The sequence below is a fragment of the Streptomyces sp. NPDC051776 genome, assembly GCF_040681345.1.
Classification (GTDB): domain Bacteria; phylum Actinomycetota; class Actinomycetes; order Streptomycetales; family Streptomycetaceae; genus Streptomyces.
Genome location: NZ_JBFAYQ010000009.1, coordinates 102,704 through 120,696, shown reverse-complemented (window position 1 = coordinate 120,696; position 17,993 = coordinate 102,704). Strand labels below are relative to the sequence as shown.

At 72.7% G+C, this 17,993-nt stretch carries 15 protein-coding genes; 6 read left to right on the top strand and 9 right to left on the bottom strand.

Annotated elements, in window-relative coordinates; genetic code table 11:
* Window positions 1-20: 20 nt before the first annotated feature.
* Together AB0M26_RS10280 and AB0M26_RS10275 are read right to left on the bottom strand one after the other, a co-directional pair.
* Complete coding sequence (locus AB0M26_RS10280) at window positions 21-1,412, bottom strand: VOC family protein (protein ID WP_365257591.1); 1,392 nt, start codon at window positions 1,410-1,412, stop codon at window positions 21-23.
* 31 nt (window positions 1,413-1,443) lie between these two features.
* Window positions 1,444-2,613 (bottom strand): FAD-binding oxidoreductase, encoded by a 1,170-nt coding sequence (locus AB0M26_RS10275; protein ID WP_365257747.1) that lies wholly within the window; start codon window positions 2,611-2,613, stop codon window positions 1,444-1,446.
* 242 nt (window positions 2,614-2,855) lie between these two features.
* Here AB0M26_RS10275 and AB0M26_RS10270 point away from each other — a divergent pair, with 242 nt between their 5' ends.
* The gene (locus AB0M26_RS10270) at window positions 2,856-3,767 is read left to right on the top strand and encodes a LysR substrate-binding domain-containing protein (protein ID WP_365257588.1); all 912 of its coding nucleotides are present in this window, start codon (window positions 2,856-2,858) and stop codon (window positions 3,765-3,767) included.
* Between the two features lie 552 nt (window positions 3,768-4,319).
* Window positions 4,320-4,937: a TOPRIM nucleotidyl transferase/hydrolase domain-containing protein gene (locus AB0M26_RS10265; protein ID WP_365257585.1), complete on the top strand. Its 618-nt coding sequence runs from the start codon at window positions 4,320-4,322 to the stop codon at window positions 4,935-4,937.
* A gap of 50 nt (window positions 4,938-4,987) precedes the next feature.
* Here the strand turns inward: AB0M26_RS10265 and AB0M26_RS10260 are convergent, their stop codons facing one another.
* The gene (locus AB0M26_RS10260; RefSeq protein WP_365257582.1) at window positions 4,988-5,869 is read right to left on the bottom strand and encodes a diacylglycerol kinase; all 882 of its coding nucleotides are present in this window, start codon (window positions 5,867-5,869) and stop codon (window positions 4,988-4,990) included.
* On the bottom strand, window positions 5,866-7,473 hold the full coding sequence (locus AB0M26_RS10255; protein WP_365257580.1) for an FAD-binding oxidoreductase: 1,608 nt from the start codon (window positions 7,471-7,473) through the stop codon (window positions 5,866-5,868). Before AB0M26_RS10255 ends, AB0M26_RS10260 begins: the two co-directional genes overlap by 4 nt.
* 17 nt (window positions 7,474-7,490) lie before the next feature.
* Between AB0M26_RS10255 and AB0M26_RS10250 the strand changes: the two genes are divergently transcribed.
* Both AB0M26_RS10250 and AB0M26_RS10245 read left to right on the top strand, forming a co-directional pair.
* On the top strand, window positions 7,491-8,081 hold the full coding sequence (locus AB0M26_RS10250; RefSeq protein ID WP_365257577.1) for a helix-turn-helix domain-containing protein: 591 nt from the start codon (window positions 7,491-7,493) through the stop codon (window positions 8,079-8,081).
* On the top strand, window positions 8,078-9,613 hold the full coding sequence (locus AB0M26_RS10245) for a glycerol-3-phosphate dehydrogenase/oxidase (RefSeq protein WP_365257574.1): 1,536 nt from the start codon (window positions 8,078-8,080) through the stop codon (window positions 9,611-9,613). The genes AB0M26_RS10250 and AB0M26_RS10245 overlap by 4 nt, the downstream gene beginning before the upstream one ends.
* A 292-nt stretch (window positions 9,614-9,905) precedes the next feature.
* On the opposite strand, the gene AB0M26_RS10240 is transcribed toward AB0M26_RS10245, so the two are convergent.
* The 4 genes from AB0M26_RS10240 to AB0M26_RS10225 form a co-directional block, all read right to left on the bottom strand.
* Complete coding sequence (locus AB0M26_RS10240; protein ID WP_365257571.1) at window positions 9,906-10,592, bottom strand: HAD family acid phosphatase; 687 nt, start codon at window positions 10,590-10,592, stop codon at window positions 9,906-9,908.
* A gap of 378 nt (window positions 10,593-10,970) precedes the next feature.
* Complete coding sequence (locus AB0M26_RS10235; RefSeq protein WP_365257568.1) at window positions 10,971-11,744, bottom strand: FAD:protein FMN transferase; 774 nt, start codon at window positions 11,742-11,744, stop codon at window positions 10,971-10,973.
* Window positions 11,737-12,171: an FMN-binding protein gene (locus AB0M26_RS10230; RefSeq protein ID WP_365257566.1), complete on the bottom strand. Its 435-nt coding sequence runs from the start codon at window positions 12,169-12,171 to the stop codon at window positions 11,737-11,739. The genes AB0M26_RS10235 and AB0M26_RS10230 overlap by 8 nt, the downstream gene beginning before the upstream one ends.
* 20 nt (window positions 12,172-12,191) lie before the next feature.
* On the bottom strand, window positions 12,192-13,571 hold the full coding sequence (locus AB0M26_RS10225; RefSeq protein ID WP_365257563.1) for a ferric reductase-like transmembrane domain-containing protein: 1,380 nt from the start codon (window positions 13,569-13,571) through the stop codon (window positions 12,192-12,194).
* A 275-nt stretch (window positions 13,572-13,846) separates the two neighbouring features.
* Between AB0M26_RS10225 and AB0M26_RS10220 the strand changes: the two genes are divergently transcribed.
* Window positions 13,847-14,647 carry a response regulator transcription factor gene (locus AB0M26_RS10220; RefSeq protein WP_365257560.1) on the top strand — a complete coding sequence of 267 codons (801 nt, stop codon included), beginning with the start codon at window positions 13,847-13,849 and terminating at the stop codon, window positions 14,645-14,647.
* A complete protein-coding gene (locus AB0M26_RS10215; protein WP_365257557.1) occupies window positions 14,644-16,092 on the top strand; it encodes a HAMP domain-containing sensor histidine kinase in 1,449 nt (482 codons plus the stop codon). The genes AB0M26_RS10220 and AB0M26_RS10215 overlap by 4 nt, the downstream gene beginning before the upstream one ends.
* A gap of 144 nt (window positions 16,093-16,236) precedes the next feature.
* Here AB0M26_RS10215 and AB0M26_RS10210 read toward each other — a convergent pair whose 3' ends face one another.
* Window positions 16,237-17,844, bottom strand: coding sequence for a proprotein convertase P-domain-containing protein (locus AB0M26_RS10210; protein ID WP_365257554.1), 1,608 nt, complete (start codon window positions 17,842-17,844; stop codon window positions 16,237-16,239).
* Window positions 17,845-17,993: the final 149 nt, after the last annotated feature.

Below are 17,993 nucleotides of genomic sequence, written 5' to 3'. Positions count from 1 at the left end.
GGACGGGTGGGCGGACGGCGTCAGGCCGTGGGTGGGCCCGGCATGTCCAGTTCCCGGGCCAGCTGTTCCAGAGACCGGTTCTGCTGCCGCTCGTACAGGGAGAAGGGGTCGAGCACCTCGCGACCGACGGCTCCGGAGAGCCAGTCGCTGTCGTAGCGGACCGCGGACAGGCTGTCGTTGCGCGAGCCCTGGTCGCTGAGGTTGGACTGGAAGATCCCGGCGGCCGACCGCGGCAGGAAGTCCTCGTAGACGATGGGCCGTGCCTCGGCCCAGCCCTGGTCGAGGAGGCCGGCCAGGTCGGCGGGAGGGCGGCTGCCGTCCCCGGGACGGCCGGGCACCGCGTGGTACGTGAAGAACGCCTGGCCGGATGCGGCCAGTTCGCGTTCGGTGGCGGGAAGGTTCTCCTCCCACAAGGCGCGGGCGATCTCCTGGCGGTCCCCGCCGTCCTTCGCCGCCCGGTCGTCGATACGGGTCAGCAGGTCGTCGTAGAGCACCCTGCCGCGCCGGGTGAGGGCGATGCCGCGGGCCTCGACCTCGCCGAAGCGCACTCGCAGCGCCCCGCTGATCACGCGGCCGTCCGCGGTGCGCATGGGGCGGGGTTCGGCCAGGGCGCGGAAAGAGGTCTGGCGCAGCAGGATGTCGGGGCCGCTCCAGCGGGGCGGCCCCTGGATGGTGTCGATCATCGTGATGCCGCGTTCGGTCATCCGGCGGTACAGCTCGTCGATGTCGAGGACGCGCGGAGTGAGGTGGTTGATGTGGGTGCTGCGAACGCCGCCGATGTCCGCGGCGACGGCGGAGACCCGCTCCAGGGTCTCGTACCAGCCCTGGTCCAGCGGCTCCGTGGACAGTTCGAAGGCCTGAACGGCGAGGTGGAGGAAGCACTCGGCCTCGACGTCGGGCAGCTCGCCCTCGGCCTCGGCGCGGTCGGCGAGGGCGAGCAGTTCGGGCGGGAAGAGCTGCCGTTCGGCGAGGAACCGCTCCAGGCGCTTGCGCAGTTCGGTGTCGAAGAACCGGGGGTCGGCGGGGGTGAGCATGGAGGTGAAGACGCGGAACGGGTTGCGGGCCAGCTCGTCGGCATCGACCGGGCGGAAGGCGGTGGAGACCACTGGCACGGCGCTGGCGGCGGCCTCGCGCAGGTCGTAGAACCCGACCGGGCGCATGCCCAGCGCCCCGAAGATCCGGGCGACCTGGTTCAGTTCGTCCGGGGTGCCGACCCGGATGGCGCCGTGGCGCTCGGCGGTGACGCGGCTGATGGAGCCGAGGCGTTCGGCGCCTGCGCCCTCGGCGCGCAGCACGTCCTCGTTGACCTCGCGGGAGACGTCGACGAGCGTCGTGTATGCGGGCACCTCCCGTCCGTACATCTCGGAGAGCCGGAACGCGAACGCCGCGCGCAGTTGCCACTGGCTGAACATGGGCTGGTCTCTGCCTTTCGGTCGGTACGGCTCAGACGATGTGGGCCTCGGGACGGATATCGGCACTGGGGGTGAACCGGTCGACGGCGAGCGGGGTGACGTCCACGACCGGCGTTCGGTCCAGATGCAGATCGCGCACGATCTCCCCGACGGCCGGGGCCTGCAGGAAGCCGTGGCCGGAGAAGCCGGTGGCGTAGAGGAAGTTCTCCGGTGAACGGGCGCGTCCGATGAGCGCGTTGTGATCGGGGGTCACCTCGTAGAGTCCGGCCCATCCGCCGGAGATCTCCACGTCCGCCAGTGCGGGCGCGCGGCGGCGGGCCGCGGCGCGGAACAGCTCCATCCATTCGGGCGTCCAGGTGGTGTCGAACCCCTCCTCCTCGTCCGGGTCGGCGAGCCCGAACAGCAGACCGTCGTCGCTGTTGTGGAAGTACGCGCTGGAGGAGAAGTCGATAGTGAAGGGGATGCGGGGGGCCGGCGGGTCGAACGGGACGCTGAAGGCGAGCTGGCGCCGTACGGGGCGGACCGGCATCTCGACCCCCGCCATCCGGCCGACCCCGGCCGACCACGCCCCGGCCGCGCAGACGACGGTGGAGCAGCGGACGGTTCCGCGGCTGGTGTGCACGGCCGTGACGCGCTCGCCGGTGGTGTCCATGCCGGTGACGGTGGTGTGCGGGGCGATCACGACGCCGGCCTCGGCAGCCGCCCCGGCGTACCCCTGGACGACCAGCCCGGGGCGGGCGTGGCCGTCGGCCGGGGACCAGGCGCCGGCGAGCAGGCCGTCGGTGCTCACGTACGGGCACAGGCGCCGCGCGTCGGCGGGGCCGATCATGCGGCTGGGGACGCCGAGTTCGTTCTGGATGCCGACGCTGATCCCGAAGTCGGCGGCCTGCCGCTCGGTGGTGAGCAGGAACAGATAGCCGACGGTGTCGAGGATGATGTTCGCGCCGGGGCGCCGGGGGAAGTCGCGGTAGGCGCGCAGGCTCCGGTCGCCGATCTCGATGTTGAGCGGGTCGGAGAACTGTGCGCGGACGCCGCCGATGGGCTTGCCGGAGCTTCCGCTGCCCAGCGCTCCCCGCTCGACGACGACGATGTCGGTGATCCCTGCTTCGGCGAGGTGGAAGGCGATGCTGGTGCCCATGACGCCCCCACCGACGATCACCACCTCGGCGGTTCCGGGGAGCGGGCCGGGCGTGGATGAGATGGACAAGACCGATCCCTCTCTGTGGCCTGGTGGCCCGCCGGGCCGGGGCCCGCGGGGCGCGGGGGGCAGCTCGCATGAGTACGTGCCGGGCTCGCCGGCGGTACGGGCCGGGACCCGCGGAGTGCGGCGCGGGGCCGGCAGGACGGGAGAGGTTGCTGCTCAGCGGCTCCGGGCCATCGTGTACCCCTCCGACCATTGACGTCCATGAACAGTTATTCCACTCGACCTATTAGCGTGGCTGTATGGAGTGGACGAGCGCGCAGTTGCGTTCGCTGGTCGAGCTGCCCCGCCGGGGCACCATCACCGCCGTGGCCCATGCCCTCGGCTACACCCCCGGCGGCGTCTCACAGCAGATCGCGGCGCTGGAGAAGTCGACGGGGATGCGGCTGCTGCGCAAGGTGGGCCGGCGGGTGGAGCTGACGGACGCCGGGGCCACGCTCGCCGCGCACGCCGAGCGGATCCTGGCCACCGAGGCCGAGGCCGTCGAGGCGATGGAGCGGGCGCGGGGCGAGATCGCGGGCGTGCTGCACGTGGGGCTGTTCGCGACCGCCGCGGCGGAGATCCTGCCGCTGGCGCTCCGCCGGGTCCGCGAACAGCACCCGGCCCTGAGCGTGCACAGCCAGGACATGGACGTCGACGAGGTCTTCGACGCGGTTGCCGCCGGGGCCGTCGACCTCGCGCTCGGGCTGGACTACCCGGACGTCCCCATCCCCCGCGACCCGGCGCTGCGGCTGCGCCGCCTCTACCGCGAGCGGTTCTCGCTGGCCGTACCGACCGGGACGATGCCCGGCCCCGGCCCGGTCGGGCTCGCCGACACCCGCGACCTCGGCTGGATCCTTCCGGCGGCCGACAGCTACTACGGGCGGGCGGTGCGGACCGCTTGCCGGCGCGCCGGCTTCGAGCCCGATGTACGGCATGTGGTGACGGATACGGCGGCCACGCTGGCGCTGATCGAGGCGGGCATCGGTGTCTCCACGGTGACGGAGCTGATGCTGCGGCTGCGTGCGTCGGCCTTCGACGTGGTGCCGCTGCGGGAGGATTTCGAGCGGCACATCGTCGTCGTGGTACGCGCTTCGGCCGAGTCCCGGCCGACGGTGGCGGCGCTCGTCGACATCCTGCGCGAACTCGCCGGTGACGAACGGCCGGGTGACTGACTGGCGGGTGACGAAAGAGCCCGGTGACGAAAGAGCCCGGTGACGAACGGCCGGGTGACGAACGGCCGGGTGACTAACTGCCGGGTGACGAAAGAGCCCGGTGACTAACTGCCGGGTGACGAACGGCCGGGTGACGAAGAGCCCGGTGACGAACGGCCGGGTGACGAATGAGGCCGTTGACGACGGAGGCGGTTGACGACGGAGGCGGTTGACGACGGAGGCGGTTGACGACGGAGGCCGTTGATGAGCGGCCAGGTGACCAACCGCTCGCCGGTGTCGTGGCCGTCCCCACCGCCTCCCCCACCGCCCACAGCGCCCCGCACGACCCGCCCGGCTCGACGTCGCCGCGCCGCTGCAGGCCCGGGAGGCGTAAGGCCCCCGCGGAGGAGTGGGTAATTCGACGTGCTCAGCAGGGGCCGCAGTCCCCGGAGTTGAGGCCGCAGGCAGCCGCACGGGAAAGGCGCACCGTCGGGCGCCGACCGCTCACCGCCGATCGACGCGCCGGCGGAAATTCCCTACCGTCACTGCCGTCAAGGGCGGAGACTCGTCCCCATGGCTGACATGGGGTCCTTCCGGGAGGCGGTCACCGCATGGGCGTCCGGTGGCCCCGGCGGCTCCGCGCGCGAGCTGGCCGCGCGGCTGCCCGTCCGGGCAGCCGTCCTGCTCGAAGGGCCCAGCGACGTCGCAGCGGTCAGCGCGCTGGCCGCGCGCCGCGACCGGAACCTGGAGGCCGAAGGGGTCTGCGTCCTGCCGATGGGCGGCGCAATGAGCGTCGGGCGCTTCGCGCACCTCCTCGGGCCACCCGGCCTGGGCCTCCGCCTCACGGGACTGTGCGACGAGGCGGAGCGTCGCCATTACGCCCGCGGCCTGGAGCGGGCCGGTGCAGGACAGCAGGGGTTCTTCGTCTGTGCGGCGGATCTGGAGGACGAGCTCATCCGCGCGCTGGGAGTGTCGCGCGTGGAGGAACTCGTCCGCGCGGAGGGCGACCTGCGCGCGCTGCAGACCTTCCTGCGCCAGCCCGCGCAGCAGGGCCGCACCTCACAGCAGCAGTTGCGGCGCTTCCTCGGCACGAAGAAGGGGCGGAAGATCCACTACGGCCGCGTCCTCGTCGAGGCCCTCGACCCCGACGACGTACCCGCCCCACTGGACGGCCTGCTCGCCGGCCTCTGACCGCCGCGCGACGTCACGGACGAACGGTCAGAGGACCCGAACGAGACCGCCTACCCCGGGACCATCACCGCGACCGCCCGGGGGACACAGCTCACCCGTGCCGGCAGGTTGCCCACGAACTCCCCGTCGGCGTAGCCGAAGACGCCCGGCGAGTCGATCTCCACCGTGCGGGCAGTGTACGTCCGCACCCGGGGGTGTGCGGTGTGCGCGCCCTTGTAGACGCGGGGGAAGACCTTGACCAGCTCCGTCCGCCCCACCGCCTCGACGACGGTGATCGCCAACTGCCCGCTGCCGAGGTCCGCTTCGGGGCACATCTTCATCCCGCCTCCGTAGTACGGGGCGTTCCCGACGGCCACCAACGTGGCGTCCAGCTGCACGGCCAGGCCGTCCAGCCGCAGGGAGAACGGCAGCGGCCGCAGCTTGGCCAGCTCGGCGAGGATCGCCAGGTTGTAGCGGGCCCGGCCGCGCGGCCAGGACATGGAGTTGGCGCGGTGGGTGACGAGCGAGTCGAAGCCCGAGGTCAGCACCGTCCCGAACCAGCGGTCCCCGCACCGACCCAGATCGACGTACCGGCGGGCACCCTCCGCGATCACCCGCGCCGCCGACGGGGCGTCGTCGCGCGGGATGCCCAGGGACCGGGCGAAGTCGTTGCCGGTGCCCGCCGGGATGACGGCCAGCGGGGTGTCGCTGCCGGCCACCGTCTGCAGGCCGATGCTGACCATGCCGTCGCCGCCGGCGACGGCGAGCACATCGACTCCGGACGCCACGCACTCCCGTGCCCGCGCACGGGAGTCGTCCGCATCCGTCCCGGTGACGACCCACGCCTGCCAGCCGGCCGAGCCCAGCACCCGTACGGCCTCGTCAGCGGCCCGTCGGGCGGCTCCTCGTCCCGCGGCCGGGTTGACCAGCACCGCGGCGCGACGTCCGGTCATGACGGCGTGGGGATGAGCTTGCCGGGGTTGAGGATGCCGAGCGGGTCCACGGCCTTCTTGACCGCCGTCAGCACCTCCACGCCGAGCGGACCGATCTCCGCCTCCATCCACGGGGCGTGGTCGACGCCCACCGCGTGATGGTGGGTGATCGTGGCCCCGCTCGCGGCGATGGCGTCGCTCGCGCTCCGCTTGGCGGCCCGCCACCGCTCCTCCGGTTCGGCCCCGGCGTCCGTGGCCACGGTGAAGTAGAGCGAGGCGCCTGCCGGGTAGGCGTGGGAGAGGTGGCAGAAGACCACCGGGGCCGGACCGTCCGCACCCAGGCTCTCGGTGAGGGCGGCCGTCACGCGCTCGCGCAGCGGGGCGAGACCGGACCAGATCGCCGCGGTCTCCAGGGTCTCGGTGAGGATGCCGGTGTCCAGCAGCGCGTCCCGCAGGTACGGGCCGGAGAAGCGGGAACGGCGCCAGTCACCGGCGGTGTCACCGCTGAGTGGAGTGGCATCGTGTTCACGGAGGACGGCGTCGACCGCGGCACGGCGTTCGGCGATCCGCTCCTCGGTGCCCTCGTAGCCGACGACGGCCAGACAGCCCGCGGGTGCGGAGGCTCCGGCGACGGCGGCGTTGACGAAGGTTTCGGTCTCGTCCGAGACACGGATCGAGGTGGGCAGCGCGCCGGACTGGGCGAGTGCGCGGACAGCCGCGACGCCACGGGCGAAGTCGGGGAACGACCAGGCGTCGTCGCGGCGTTCCTCCGGGACCCTGCGCACACGCACCGTCACCTCGGTGATGACGCCGAACGTGCCCTCGGAGCCGAGGAAGAGCTGACGGAGGTCGGGCCCGGCGGCGGACGCGGGGGCGCGCCCGAGATCCAGGGTGCCGCGCGGGGTGGCCACCCGCAGCCCGGTCACCATGTCGTCGAAGCGCCCGTAGCCGGCGGACGCCTGGCCGGAGGAACGGGTCGCGGCATACCCGCCGATGGTGGCGAACTCGTAGCTCTGCGGGAAGTGGCCGAGCGTGAACCCCTCGGCGTTCAGCAGCTCTTCGGCCTCCGGGGTGCGCAGACCCGCTTCCAGGGTTGCGGTCCCCGACTCGGTGTCGAGCTCGACCAGACGGTCCAGCCGCCGCAGGTCCAGGCTGACCAGGGAGCCGAACTCCCCGCGGAGCGGCTCGACCCCGCCGACCACGCTGGTGCCGCCGCCGAACGGCACGACGGCCACCCGGTGCCATGCGCAGGCAGCGAGCACCTCCTCCACCTCCTGGTGGGTGCCCGGCCGTACGACGGCGTCGGGCGCGGAGGCGACGTCTCCGGCTCGGCGGCGGAGCAGGTCGGGGGTGCTCTTGCCGCCGCTGCGCAGGACGCGCGTCCGGGCATCGGTGAGCACGTGCTCGGAGCCGACGACGGTGACGAGGGCCGCGCGGGCGGCGTCGGGCAGAGCGCTGGGCTCGAGGACGAGTCCGGCCTCCGGTACGGGGGCCTGGGCCTCGGTCGTGACGCTGAGCGCCTGGGTTATCAACTGGCGTACGGAGTCGTTGAGAGTGCGCGCCTGCCCGGGGTCGCCCCAGGCGTTCCAGGCCATCTCACCGACGCGGTGGTGGGGACGAGTCATGGAGTACAGTGTTACACATGACGTCAATGCGTAAAAGAGAGGACGCGATCCTCGACGCAGCCCGGCAGTGCATCGAGGCCTTCGGAGTCCGCCGCACCACGCTCACCGATGTCGCCCGTCGCGCCGGCGTCAGCCGCCCCACCGTCTACCGGCACTGGCCCGACATCTCCTCGCTGGTCGCCGATCTGCTCACCCGCGAACTGCGTGCGGTCTTCGACGCATGCGCCCTTGAGGCGGACGAGGCGACGGCCCGCGAGCGCCTGATCCACCAGTGCGGGGGCACGGTCGGCGCGCTCTGGGCCCATCCGCTCTTCAACCGCTTCGTGGACACCGAGACCGATGTGCTGGCCACGTACGTCTTCCACCGCTTCGGATCCAGCCAGCGCGCGGCCCTCGGCCTGATCCGCGCCGAGATCGAGGCCGGCCACGCCGACGGCTCCGTCCGGAAGGAGGACGCGGGGCGACTTGCCCGGCTGGTCCTCCTCACCGTCCAGGCCGTGACGACCTCGCGCCGCCTCGTCGCGGACACCCTCTCCGACGACCGGCTCCTGGAGGAGCTGCGTCTGCTCCTGGACGGATACCTGCGACCGCTGGAGGCCACGCGATGAACCGCCGCTCCGACCACCGGCCCGGCTCCCTCAACGCCGCACGTCGCGAACGCTCCCTGGACCACCTCACCCACCGGCCCGGCATCGACGTGCTCGTGATCGGCGGCGGCATCACCGGCACCGGCATCGCCCTGGACGCCGCCTCCCGCGGACTGAGCGTGGTCCTCGCCGAGCGCCACGACCTCGCCTTCGGCACCAGCCGCTGGAGTTCGAAGCTGATCCACGGCGGCCTGCGCTATCTCGCCACCGGCGACGTGGGCATCGCGTACGAGAGCGCCCGCGAGCGGGGCGTGCTGATGAGCCGCACCGCCCCCCACCTGGTGCGCGCCCTGCCCATGGTGCTGCCCGTCCACGACGACACCCCCTGCCTGCGGGCGGCCACCACGCGCGCGGGCTTCCTCGCCGGGGACCTACTGCGCCTGTCCGCACGGACCGGGGCCGGCGCCCTGCCGCACTCCCGCGGGATCTCCGCCGCCCTCACCCTCGCCCTCGCCCCCGCTCTGCGCCCCGCCGGCCTGCGCGGCGGGCAGCTCTCCTACGACGGGCAACTCATCGACGACGCACGGCTGGTGGTGGCACTCGCCCGTACGGCCGCGGCCCACGGCGCGCACATCATCACCCGGTGCGCGGCCGTCGAGCTGGACGGGAAGACGGCCGAACTGCGCGACGAGCTGACCGGCGAGACCCTCGACGTCCGCGCGCGGTGCGTCATCAACGCCACCGGCGTCTGGGCCGACACCCTGGCCCCCGGCGTGCGGCTGCGGCCCAGCCGTGGCAGCCACATCGTGCTGCCGGGTTCGGCGCTCGGGCATCCGCGCTCCGCGCTGACCGTTCCCGTGCCCGGCGAGACCAATCGCTTCGTCTTCGCGCTGCCCCAGGCCGACGGCCGGATCTACGCGGGTCTGACCGACGAGCCGCTGGACACCCCACTCCCCGACGTCCCCGAAGCGCCCGAGCGCGACGTCGACTTCCTGCTCGGCGTCCTGTCCCATGTGCTCGCCGCACCGCTGACCCGCGAGCAGGTCATCGGCACGTACGCGGGACTGCGTCCGCTGCTGGACTCCGGGACGGGGCGCAGCGCCGACCTCTCGCGGCGGCATGCCGTTCTGACCTCCTCCGCGGGGGTGATCACCGCGGTCGGCGGCAAGCTCACCACCTACCGGGCGATGGCCGAGGACGCCGTCGACGCAGGGCTGGCCGGGGCAGGGATCGCCGCTCGGCCCTGCCGTACGCGGTCACTGCCACTGATCGGCGCCGCAACTCCGGCCCGGCTCGCGGCGGTTGCCGCCCCGCCGCGCCTGGTCGCCCGGTACGGCACCGAGGCCGACGCCGTTCTGGCCGAGGCCGCGGGCGACCCCACGCTCCTCGAACCGGTCGCCGCGGGCATCACCGGCGCTGAGCTGCGCTGGGCCGTACGGCATGAAGGGGCCCTGGACGAGGACGACTTGCTGGACCGCCGGACGCGTATCGGCCTGGTGCCGGAGGACCGCGCGTGGGCGCTGCCGGCGGCGCGGGCGGCGCTCGGCGCCTGACGCGGCGGGAGGCGCTCGGCGCCTGACCCACCGGGCCCCTGCCGGCCTCCGGCGGCGGCCCCGCGACACGCGCGCCGCCCCTCCGGGGTGCTTTCCGGGAGGGGCGGCTGACGTGGGTCGCCGGGGAGAACGGTCATGCCGGGCGCGCCGGTTCGCGAGGCGGCCAGGTGCGAGCCCATTCAGGCACGCGCCCGTTCAGACACCGGCCCGTTCAGGCACGCGCCCGTTCGGACACACGCCCAAACACGCGCCCGTTCAGACGCGCGCCCCGGACCGGCGCCCGGCAGGGGCGTCAGGACAGAGCACCGTCGTAGTCGGGGAGTTTGAAGGTCTTTTCGGCGTGGCCGCCGACCATGTCGGTCGGGGTGTTGCCGATATTGGCGATGATCTTGTAGCCCTTGGCCTCGATCTCGGCGCGCTTGGCGGTCTTGTACTTGCTGACCTCCTCGAAGAGGTCGGGCAGATCACGCACGTACAGACCCGAGATCGGGAACCCGGTCTTCTCCAGGTTGCATTTGGTGAGCGAGTAGATGATGCCGGGTCGCGCCGTCACGAAGTACACCGCCACACCACGGGAGTCGGCGTAGCGGGCGAGATCCAGGGTCTGCTGGACCGGAGGCGTCGGGTACTCCCAGAGGGGGTGGAAGTGCGTCTCCAGCGAGGTGTTGTCGATGTCGAGGACTATCGCCATCTTCTCGCCGGAGCCCTGGGAGATGCGCTGTTCGAGGTAGGGGCGGGCGACGTCGGTCACCGCGCTGACATCGCGCTTCCAGGTCTCGTAGTCGACATCCGCGAGTCCGGCGTGGGCGCCTGCCGCGGGGGCCGGTGCCGTCGGCACGGCGTACGTGGCGGTCGCGCTCCGGGCGGCGGCCGGTGCGGATGCGGCTGTGGCCGGCGCCGCGCCGACCGCCGTCAGCGAGGTGACGGCCACCGCGGCGACGGATACCGCAATCCGTGTTGTCCAAGTGCGTCCATGCATGGGGGGTTCACTCCTGGGTCGCAGATTCCGACACGGGAAACTCCGGTCCTTCGGTTGGGTAGCCGAAGGACCGCTGGCATGTTCACGCCTCATCATGGACGGAAGAAGTCGTTCCGACTACTGTTCGGTAGCGAGAACTTGCTGTCATGCCGAGGACCGGGCCGCCGGACGCGATGCCCTTACCGGTGAGGGGCCCGTACCGCCGAGGCGTTCACGCTCCCGTGAACCGGTCCGCGGGCGCCGGGTCCCCGCCTCCGCCGAGTCGGGCGGCTCCGGGTCAGCGAGCGCCACGCGGGCGCCGGGTCCCCCGCGTCCGCCGAGTCCCCCAACCCGGGCCGTCCCGCGCCGAGTCCACGCCCCCACCCGCTCGGCGTCCCCTCAGGGGTTGAGCACCGGAACGCATGCGGAGTAGCCCGGAGTCCACCAGGTCTCCCCGTCCCCGGTGACCGCGAACGCCTCGACTCCCGCCATCCGCCCCACTCCCGTACGCGCCTCCTCCCCCATCGCGAACACCGCCGTGGCGAGCGCGTCGACCTCCGTGAGATGACGGCCCACCAGCGTGACCGAGGCGAGACCTGCCGCCGGTCGGCCCGTGCGGGGATCGATGATGTGGTGGCCGCGCTCGGCGATGCCCGACGTCGCGACCGCCACGTCCCGGCCGGACACCACGGTCGCCAACTCCCCGCGCCGCAGCGGGTGGGCGACGCCGATCCGCCAGGGGATTCCGGGCGCGGCCTCGCCCCGGCACTGCACGTCACCGCCGCCGTTGACGCTGTGATCGCGCGCGCCCGCGTCGTGGAGCATCTGCGACGCCCGCTCGATGGCCCAGCCCTTGACCATCGCCGAGGGGTCGAGGCGCCCCCCTGCGCGGGCGTCGAACCAGCCGCCGCTCAGGCGGGTGGCGCACCGGCACAGCTCCAGCACGGTGGCCACCTCCGGTTCGCACTCCGCCACCGTCAGCTCCCCCCGGTCCAGGCGGCTGATCCGGCTGTCCGGCCGGTAGGTCGAGAAGAGGGCGTCGACGTGGTGCAGCCAGGCGACGGAGCGGGCCAGCGCGTCGCGGGCCGCGGGCGTCGCGGGGCCGCGGACATCGAAGGAGAAGACGGTGCCCATGACGTGCTCCACGTGGCGCAGCCGCTCCGGCTCATGCATCGGCGCGGTCCAACGCGCTCTGCAGAGAGGTGATGTAGCCCTCACTGGTGTAGGTGGCCCCCGAGACGCTGTCGATGTCCGCGGACTGCGCGGTCAGGGTCGCCTGCTTGAGCTTCGGTACGGCTTCGGCGCTGGGGCCGCCCGCGTGGACGCCCTGGATCACGTCCACCGCCGTGATCCGTCCCTGGTCCAGCATGACCTTCACCTGCACCGGGCCGCGCTCGGTGTTCACCGTGTCCCCGGTGTAGGCGCCGCTGGCCCCCGCCTCCTGCGATGAGGAGGAACGGCCGCTCGCCGAGGCGCTGGGGCCGGGCTCGGCGGCGAGCGTTCCCGATGCGGTGGCCTCCGGCTCCTCGTGGGGCTTCAGCGAGAGCAGCAGGACCAGTCCCGCCACGGTCGCGGTCGTCGTGAGGACGAGTCGTTTCATGGTCGGCCTTTCGTGCGGATTCAGAACGCGAACGTCTCGTGGTGGATGCGGTGGCGCGGAACTCCCGTGCGGCGCAGGGCGGTCCGGGCCACCGCCGTCATCCCAGGGGGCCCGCACAGATAGACGTCGTGGCCCGCCAGGTCCGGCACCAGCGCGCTCAGCGATTCCGGTGTCAGGGCCACCGCGGCCCCGCCCGGCTCGTCCACCGCGTAGTGCACGCCCGCGCCACGGGCCGCCGCGATGTCGTCCAACTCCTGGCGCAGGGCGAGGTCCTGGAAGGTGCGCGCGAAGTACAGGAGCGTGACCGGTCCCGGCAGGGTCTCGAAGAGCGACCGCAGTGGTGTGATCCCCACCCCGCCCGCGACGAGCAGCACCTTCGTACGGCTGCGACGCTCCGGCGTGAAGGCGCCGTACGGGCCCTCGGCCCAGACGCGGGTACCGGGGCGCAGGGTGGACAGGGCCCGGCTGTGGCCGCCCGCCGCCTTGACCGTGATCCGGAGGAAGCCGGACTCGGCTGGTGCGGAGAGCGAGTACGGGTTCGCGGCCCACCAGTGGCCCGGCATCAGGAATCGCCAACGGAAGAACTGCCCGGGACGCGCTCGCAGCTTCTCGATGTGCCGGCCCGTGATGTGGACGGAGACGATGCCGGGAGCCTCGGGGTGGACCTCGGCCACCCGCAGCCGGTGGCGCAGAGCGCGCCGTACGGGGGTGAGGAAGCGGTGCCAGAGGAGTGCAGCGGCGACGCCGAGATACAGCGCGTACCAGGCGGTCCGCGCGGTGGCCCCGCCCGCGAAGTCCGTCCCGTTGGAGAGCTGGTGGAAGAAGGCGAGGAAAACCGCGAGATAGGTGAGGAAGTGCAGGTAGTGCCACGTCTCGTAGGAGAGCCTGCGGCGGGCGGCGCGCGCGGAGACGATCCCGACGGCCAGGAGGAGCGAGAACCCGATGGCGGCCCAGAGCATGTCCTCGTACTCGAAGACGAGGGTCGCCGTCCGATCGACGACGCCGGTCCCCGTGGTGACGGAGGAGCCCCAGATGATCAGCAGGGTGTGCGCGACGGCAAGGGAAACGGTGTAGCGCCCGCCCATCGCGTGCCAGCGGGCGAGCCGGTCGGACCCGACCGTACGGTCCAGGGCCGGTATCCGCGCCATCAGGCCCAGTAGGATCGCGCATGCGTATCCGGCGAGCAGTCCGGTCAGCCGGCCCGCGTTGCTCAGCCAGCCCCCGAGGCCCACCACCGACTCAGTGTTCCGCCACCACAGGGCGATCACGGCGGCGGCACCGGAGTGGACGAGCACCAGGACCGCGGCACCCGTCACGTACCAGGGCGGCCGGAAGCGGGGCGGAGCGTGCTGCGGGGCGCGCCGGGGGCCGGCGCCGGTGGTCTGCTGAGCGGTGGTCATCACTTCTCCCCGGGTCGGACGTGTCGCGGCCGCCGTCGCGGGCTCGGCTGCCCCGGGCGGCGGTCGGCCCACCGTCGCAGCGCATCCTCTGTGTTTCCTCTGAGCCGCCGGACCGGGGAACGGGCCCCGGCGAGGGTCACGGCGGGCTGGGCGGAGCTCGCGGCGGGCCGGAATCACGGGCGAGGGGCGGGCCGAGGGGCGTTTCCGGATCGGCCGGTGACCGGTATCCGGACTCATAGGAAACTCAGAGGCCGGACCGCGATACTGCCGAAACCATGAGTTCTTCCGAGACGCGCCGCACGCCCGAGACCCGCGCGCCCGAAGCCCGCCGCACGCCCGAGACGCGTACGACCGCCGCCGCCGGGCTGCATCACCCCGACGGCTCGCCGGTGCGTGTCCTCGTCGTCGACGACGAACCCGACCTGGCCGGCATCCTGGCCGATGTCCTGCGCAGCGAGGGCTTCGAGGTGAGGACGGCCGGCACGGGCGGGCAAGCGGTCGCCACCGCCACCGGATTCCGCCCCGACGCGGTGGTACTGGACGTGATGCTGCCCGACATCAACGGGCTGGAGGTGCTGCACCGGCTGCGGGCCGAAGCCCCGGGCGTGTGCGTGCTGTTCCTGACGGCGCGCGACGCGGTGGAGGACCGGATCGCCGGGATCACGGCGGGCGGCGACGACTACGTCACCAAGCCCTTCAGCCTGGAGGAGGTGCTCGCGCGGCTGCGCGGGCTGCTGCGCCGGGCAGGGATGACGCGGGCCACGGACGCTGCGAAGCTGCTGACCGTCGGAGACCTGGTGATGGACGAAGAGGCGCGCGAGGTCACCCGGGGCGGCCGCATCGTGGACCTGAGCCCGACCGAGTTCGAGCTGCTGCGCTTCCTGATGCGCAACCCGCGCCGTGTCCTCAGCAAGGCCCGGATCCTCGACCGCGTGTGGTCCTACGACTTCGGCGGCCAGGCGCACGTCGTGGAGCTCTACATCAGCTATCTGCGGAAGAAGATCGACCAGGGGCGCAGCCCGCTGATCCACACCGTCCGCGGCGTCGGCTACGTCCTCAAACCGGATCCGCGATGAGACTGCCACGCCCGCGTGCCCCACGGAGCCTGAGAGCCAGACTCACGCTCGGGCTGGTGGTGCTGCTCGCCCTGAGCTGCCTGGCCGTCGGCGTGGCGACCACCACCGCGCTCCAAGGGTTTCTGGTCCACCGGCTCGACCAGCAACTGACCGCGGTCGGCGGGCACTTCCCGGCGAGCCTGGACCCGGCGAAGAAGCGCACCTCGTACGGCGGTGGTCCCGACACCCGCGGGCAGGCGGCCGGCACCTTCGGCGCCTGTGTGCTGCGGGGCCGGGTGACCCGGGCGGCCGTGGTCCGCGACCGGTCCGAGCGCACCGTTTCGCTCACCGCCGCCGAGCGACGCGTCCTGGCGAAGGTGCCCGCGGACCGTGAGGGGCGCACGATCACGCTCGCCGCGCTCGGCGAGTATCGGGTGATGGGCGCCCGCGGACCGGCCGGCGACGTCCTCGTCACCGGCCTGCCGCTGGAACCGGTCGAGGACACCGTCCGCAGGCTGGAGTTGGTGGCGGCCGTCGTGTTCGGGGCGGCGCTGCTCGTCACCGGCGTGGCGGGCGCGGTGTGGGTACGGCTGTCCCTGCGGCCGCTGCGCCGTGTGGCCGCGACCGCGTCCGACGTCGCCCGGCTGCCGCTCTCCGACGGCGAGGTGGCCATGCCGCCACGGGTACCGGACACCGACACCCGCACCGAAGTGGGCCGCGTGGGCGGCGCGTTCAACCGGATGCTCCAGCACGTCGAGGAGTCGCTCACGCGCCGGCATGCCAGTGAGGAGCGGCTGCGCCGGTTCGCCGCGGACGCCAGCCACGAGCTGCGCACCCCGGTCGCATCGATCCGCGGGCATGCGGAGCTGGCCATGCGCCACTGCGGGCCGGTGCCGGACGAGGTCCGCCACGCCCTGGGCCGTATCCAGTGCGAGTCCGTACGGATGGGCGAGCTCGTCGACGACCTCCTGCTGCTGGCCCGCCTGGACGCGGGCCGCACGCTCGCGAGCGCACCCGTGGACCTGACCCGCCTTGTCCTGGACGCGGTCGGCGACGCCCGCGCCGCGGGCTCCGATCACCGCTGGGTGATGGACCTGCCGGAGGAGCCGGTGGTGGTGCACGGCGACGAGCGCGGACTGCAGCAGGTGCTGACGAATCTGCTGTCCAACGCCCGTACGCACACACCGTCCGGCACGCGCGTGAGGGTGGCGCTGGCCGAACGGGACGGCGCCGTGGAGGTCCTGGTCGAGGACGACGGCCCCGGCATACCGCGGGAGATGCAGTCCGGGATATTTGACCGCTTCGTCCGCTCCGACAACGGCCGTTCGCGCAGCGAGGGCGGCACGGGACTGGGCCTGGCCATCACCCACGCCGTCACCACCGCCCACCGCGGCGTGGTCGACCTCACGAGCAGTCCGGGCCGGACGGTCTTCCGCGTCCGCCTTCCGCGGGAGGCGGAGGGCTGAGGACGAAGGCCGCGCGTGCGGGCGGCACGGAGGGGCACGCGTGCGGGCGGCATGCGGGCGGCTCGGTGGGACGCCGCCCGCACGGGAACCTCCGCTGCGGCCCCGCGGGGCACGGGACCGGTCGCCGGGCCGGTGCCGCAGACATCAGAACGTCGCCAGACTCCAGGTCGTCACCTTGCCGTTCGTGCCGCCGGTGTGGTCGAGCACCTCCAGCGTGTACGTGCCCGCCTCGTCCTTCTCCAGCGGGACCGTGAACCGCTTCACCTTGGTGTGGACTGACAACGTCCCGGCCTTGGCCAGCGTGTGGACCTCGCCGCTGGGCGTACGGAGCCGCATGCTCAGGTCCGTGTTGCGCGGGTGGTCGAGTTCGACCTCGACATGGCCCAGACCGCCCGGGGTGTCCAGCCCCGGCGGCACCGTCACCGTGGTGCTGTACGGCCTGTCCTCGCTGCTTCCCGGGATCGGTCCCGCGCCGGGGTGGTGGAACTGCGGGGTGACGTCCGCGCGCATGTGCATCGCCGTCGGTGCGATGCCCGGCCCGCCGCTGCAGCGCACCGTGGTGTAGCTGCGCCGGTACGCCTTCTCCAGGCAGTTGCCGAGCGCCTTCTGACCGGAGGCGTTGGGGTGCAGGCTCTCCTGGCCGCCGTCGCCCTGGCCGTGGATGGTGAGCCAGTCGAGGAAGCGGTGGTCGTAGTCGAGGAACCGCCCCCACTCGGCCTTCTCGGGGTACTTGGCCGGTTCGCCCGTCACCCCGCGCACCGTGCGCTTGTCGCAGACCCCGTGGCCGTCGAAGGCGTCCCGGGTGTCGAGGAACGCGACGCCCGGCACCTGGTGGGCGGCCAGCCGCATGCTCGCGTTGAGGCGCGGCACGAAGCCCCCGTCCATGTAGTCGAAGTCCTCGTCCCAGAGCGGACAGTGCCCGGTGTAGGCGCGCCCCGGGCCGTGCTCCTTGTACGCCACGTTGCGGGCGTCGGGGAACACATTGGGGTAGCCCGTGAGGTAGAGGCGGTACTCCGACGGGCTCTTGCCCGCCTCCCTCATGACCGCTCTGATCTCCTTGAGGGACTTGACGACCTTCTCCCGCACCTGGGCGAAGCGGCTCTCGAACTCCTCGCGGATGTTGGCGCGGCAGCGGTTCTCCAGCCCGGGGGGAGTTGTCAGGTAGCCGCGGATGCAGATGTAGGCGATCTTGGCGAATCCCGCGTCGTTACCGCCGATGCCGAGGTAGATCGCCTTGATGTCATGGGTCTTGGCGACGGCGGCGAGCTGCTCGGCCTGGGGGGCTTCACCGCGCGTGGACTCGCCTCCCTTGCTGCTGCGCCAGACGTTCTTGGCGTTCGCGCCCGAACAGGCGAGGTTGATCCGCGCGTCGACGTCGATCGAGGGGGTCGACATGATGGCCGAATTGCCGGCGCGGTGGCAGCGGTTGTCGATGGAATCCATGGTGTAGACCCGGTTCTTGTCCGTACGCCACTTTCCGGCGGCATCACGGTATTTCGCGAGATCCGTTCCACGGAAGTTGTGGCTTCCCGGCTCGTCGGGTTCGCTCGTGTTCCCCGCCCAGCGTCCGCCTTCCCCCGAGGCATAGGAGTCGCCCATGTGCACGACGGCTGTGGGACGTGCTTCGGCGCGGGCGGGCGTCTGAGGGCCGAGGGCGGCGAGCGAGGAGGCGAGTACGCCCAGGAATGCGCAAGCGATCAGCGTGCGTCCGGGCCTGCGATGTCGGCGCGGGGCCGGTCGGTCGTCGTTCACTCCGTGATGTCCTTCCGTGTTCTCACCGAGGCGGTGCGCCTTGGCCGCGCACGGCACTGGCTGTACGGCTCGGGACGGGGAGGCGGTTCTCCCGGGGGCGGCGACTGGCGAGGGGCGACGGGCGCGGCGCGACCGGCGGGGCGCGACGG

Coding starts and splice junctions, on each gene's coding strand:
- AB0M26_RS10280 (WP_365257591.1), bottom strand. CDS start 1,412: ATGTTCAGCCAGTGGCAACTGCGCGCGGCGTTCGCGTTCCGGCTCTCC.
- AB0M26_RS10270 (WP_365257588.1), top strand. CDS start 2,856: ATGGAGTGGACGAGCGCGCAGTTGCGTTCGCTGGTCGAGCTGCCCCGC.
- AB0M26_RS10265 (WP_365257585.1), top strand. CDS start 4,320: ATGGCTGACATGGGGTCCTTCCGGGAGGCGGTCACCGCATGGGCGTCC.
- AB0M26_RS10260 (WP_365257582.1), bottom strand. CDS start 5,869: ATGACCGGACGTCGCGCCGCGGTGCTGGTCAACCCGGCCGCGGGACGA.
- AB0M26_RS10255 (WP_365257580.1), bottom strand. CDS start 7,473: ATGACTCGTCCCCACCACCGCGTCGGTGAGATGGCCTGGAACGCCTGG.
- AB0M26_RS10250 (WP_365257577.1), top strand. CDS start 7,491: ATGACGTCAATGCGTAAAAGAGAGGACGCGATCCTCGACGCAGCCCGG.
- AB0M26_RS10245 (WP_365257574.1), top strand. CDS start 8,078: ATGAACCGCCGCTCCGACCACCGGCCCGGCTCCCTCAACGCCGCACGT.
- AB0M26_RS10240 (WP_365257571.1), bottom strand. CDS start 10,592: ATGCATGGACGCACTTGGACAACACGGATTGCGGTATCCGTCGCCGCG.
- AB0M26_RS10235 (WP_365257568.1), bottom strand. CDS start 11,744: ATGCATGAGCCGGAGCGGCTGCGCCACGTGGAGCACGTCATGGGCACC.
- AB0M26_RS10230 (WP_365257566.1), bottom strand. CDS start 12,171: ATGAAACGACTCGTCCTCACGACGACCGCGACCGTGGCGGGACTGGTC.
- AB0M26_RS10225 (WP_365257563.1), bottom strand. CDS start 13,571: ATGACCACCGCTCAGCAGACCACCGGCGCCGGCCCCCGGCGCGCCCCG.
- AB0M26_RS10220 (WP_365257560.1), top strand. CDS start 13,847: ATGAGTTCTTCCGAGACGCGCCGCACGCCCGAGACCCGCGCGCCCGAA.
- AB0M26_RS10215 (WP_365257557.1), top strand. CDS start 14,644: ATGAGACTGCCACGCCCGCGTGCCCCACGGAGCCTGAGAGCCAGACTC.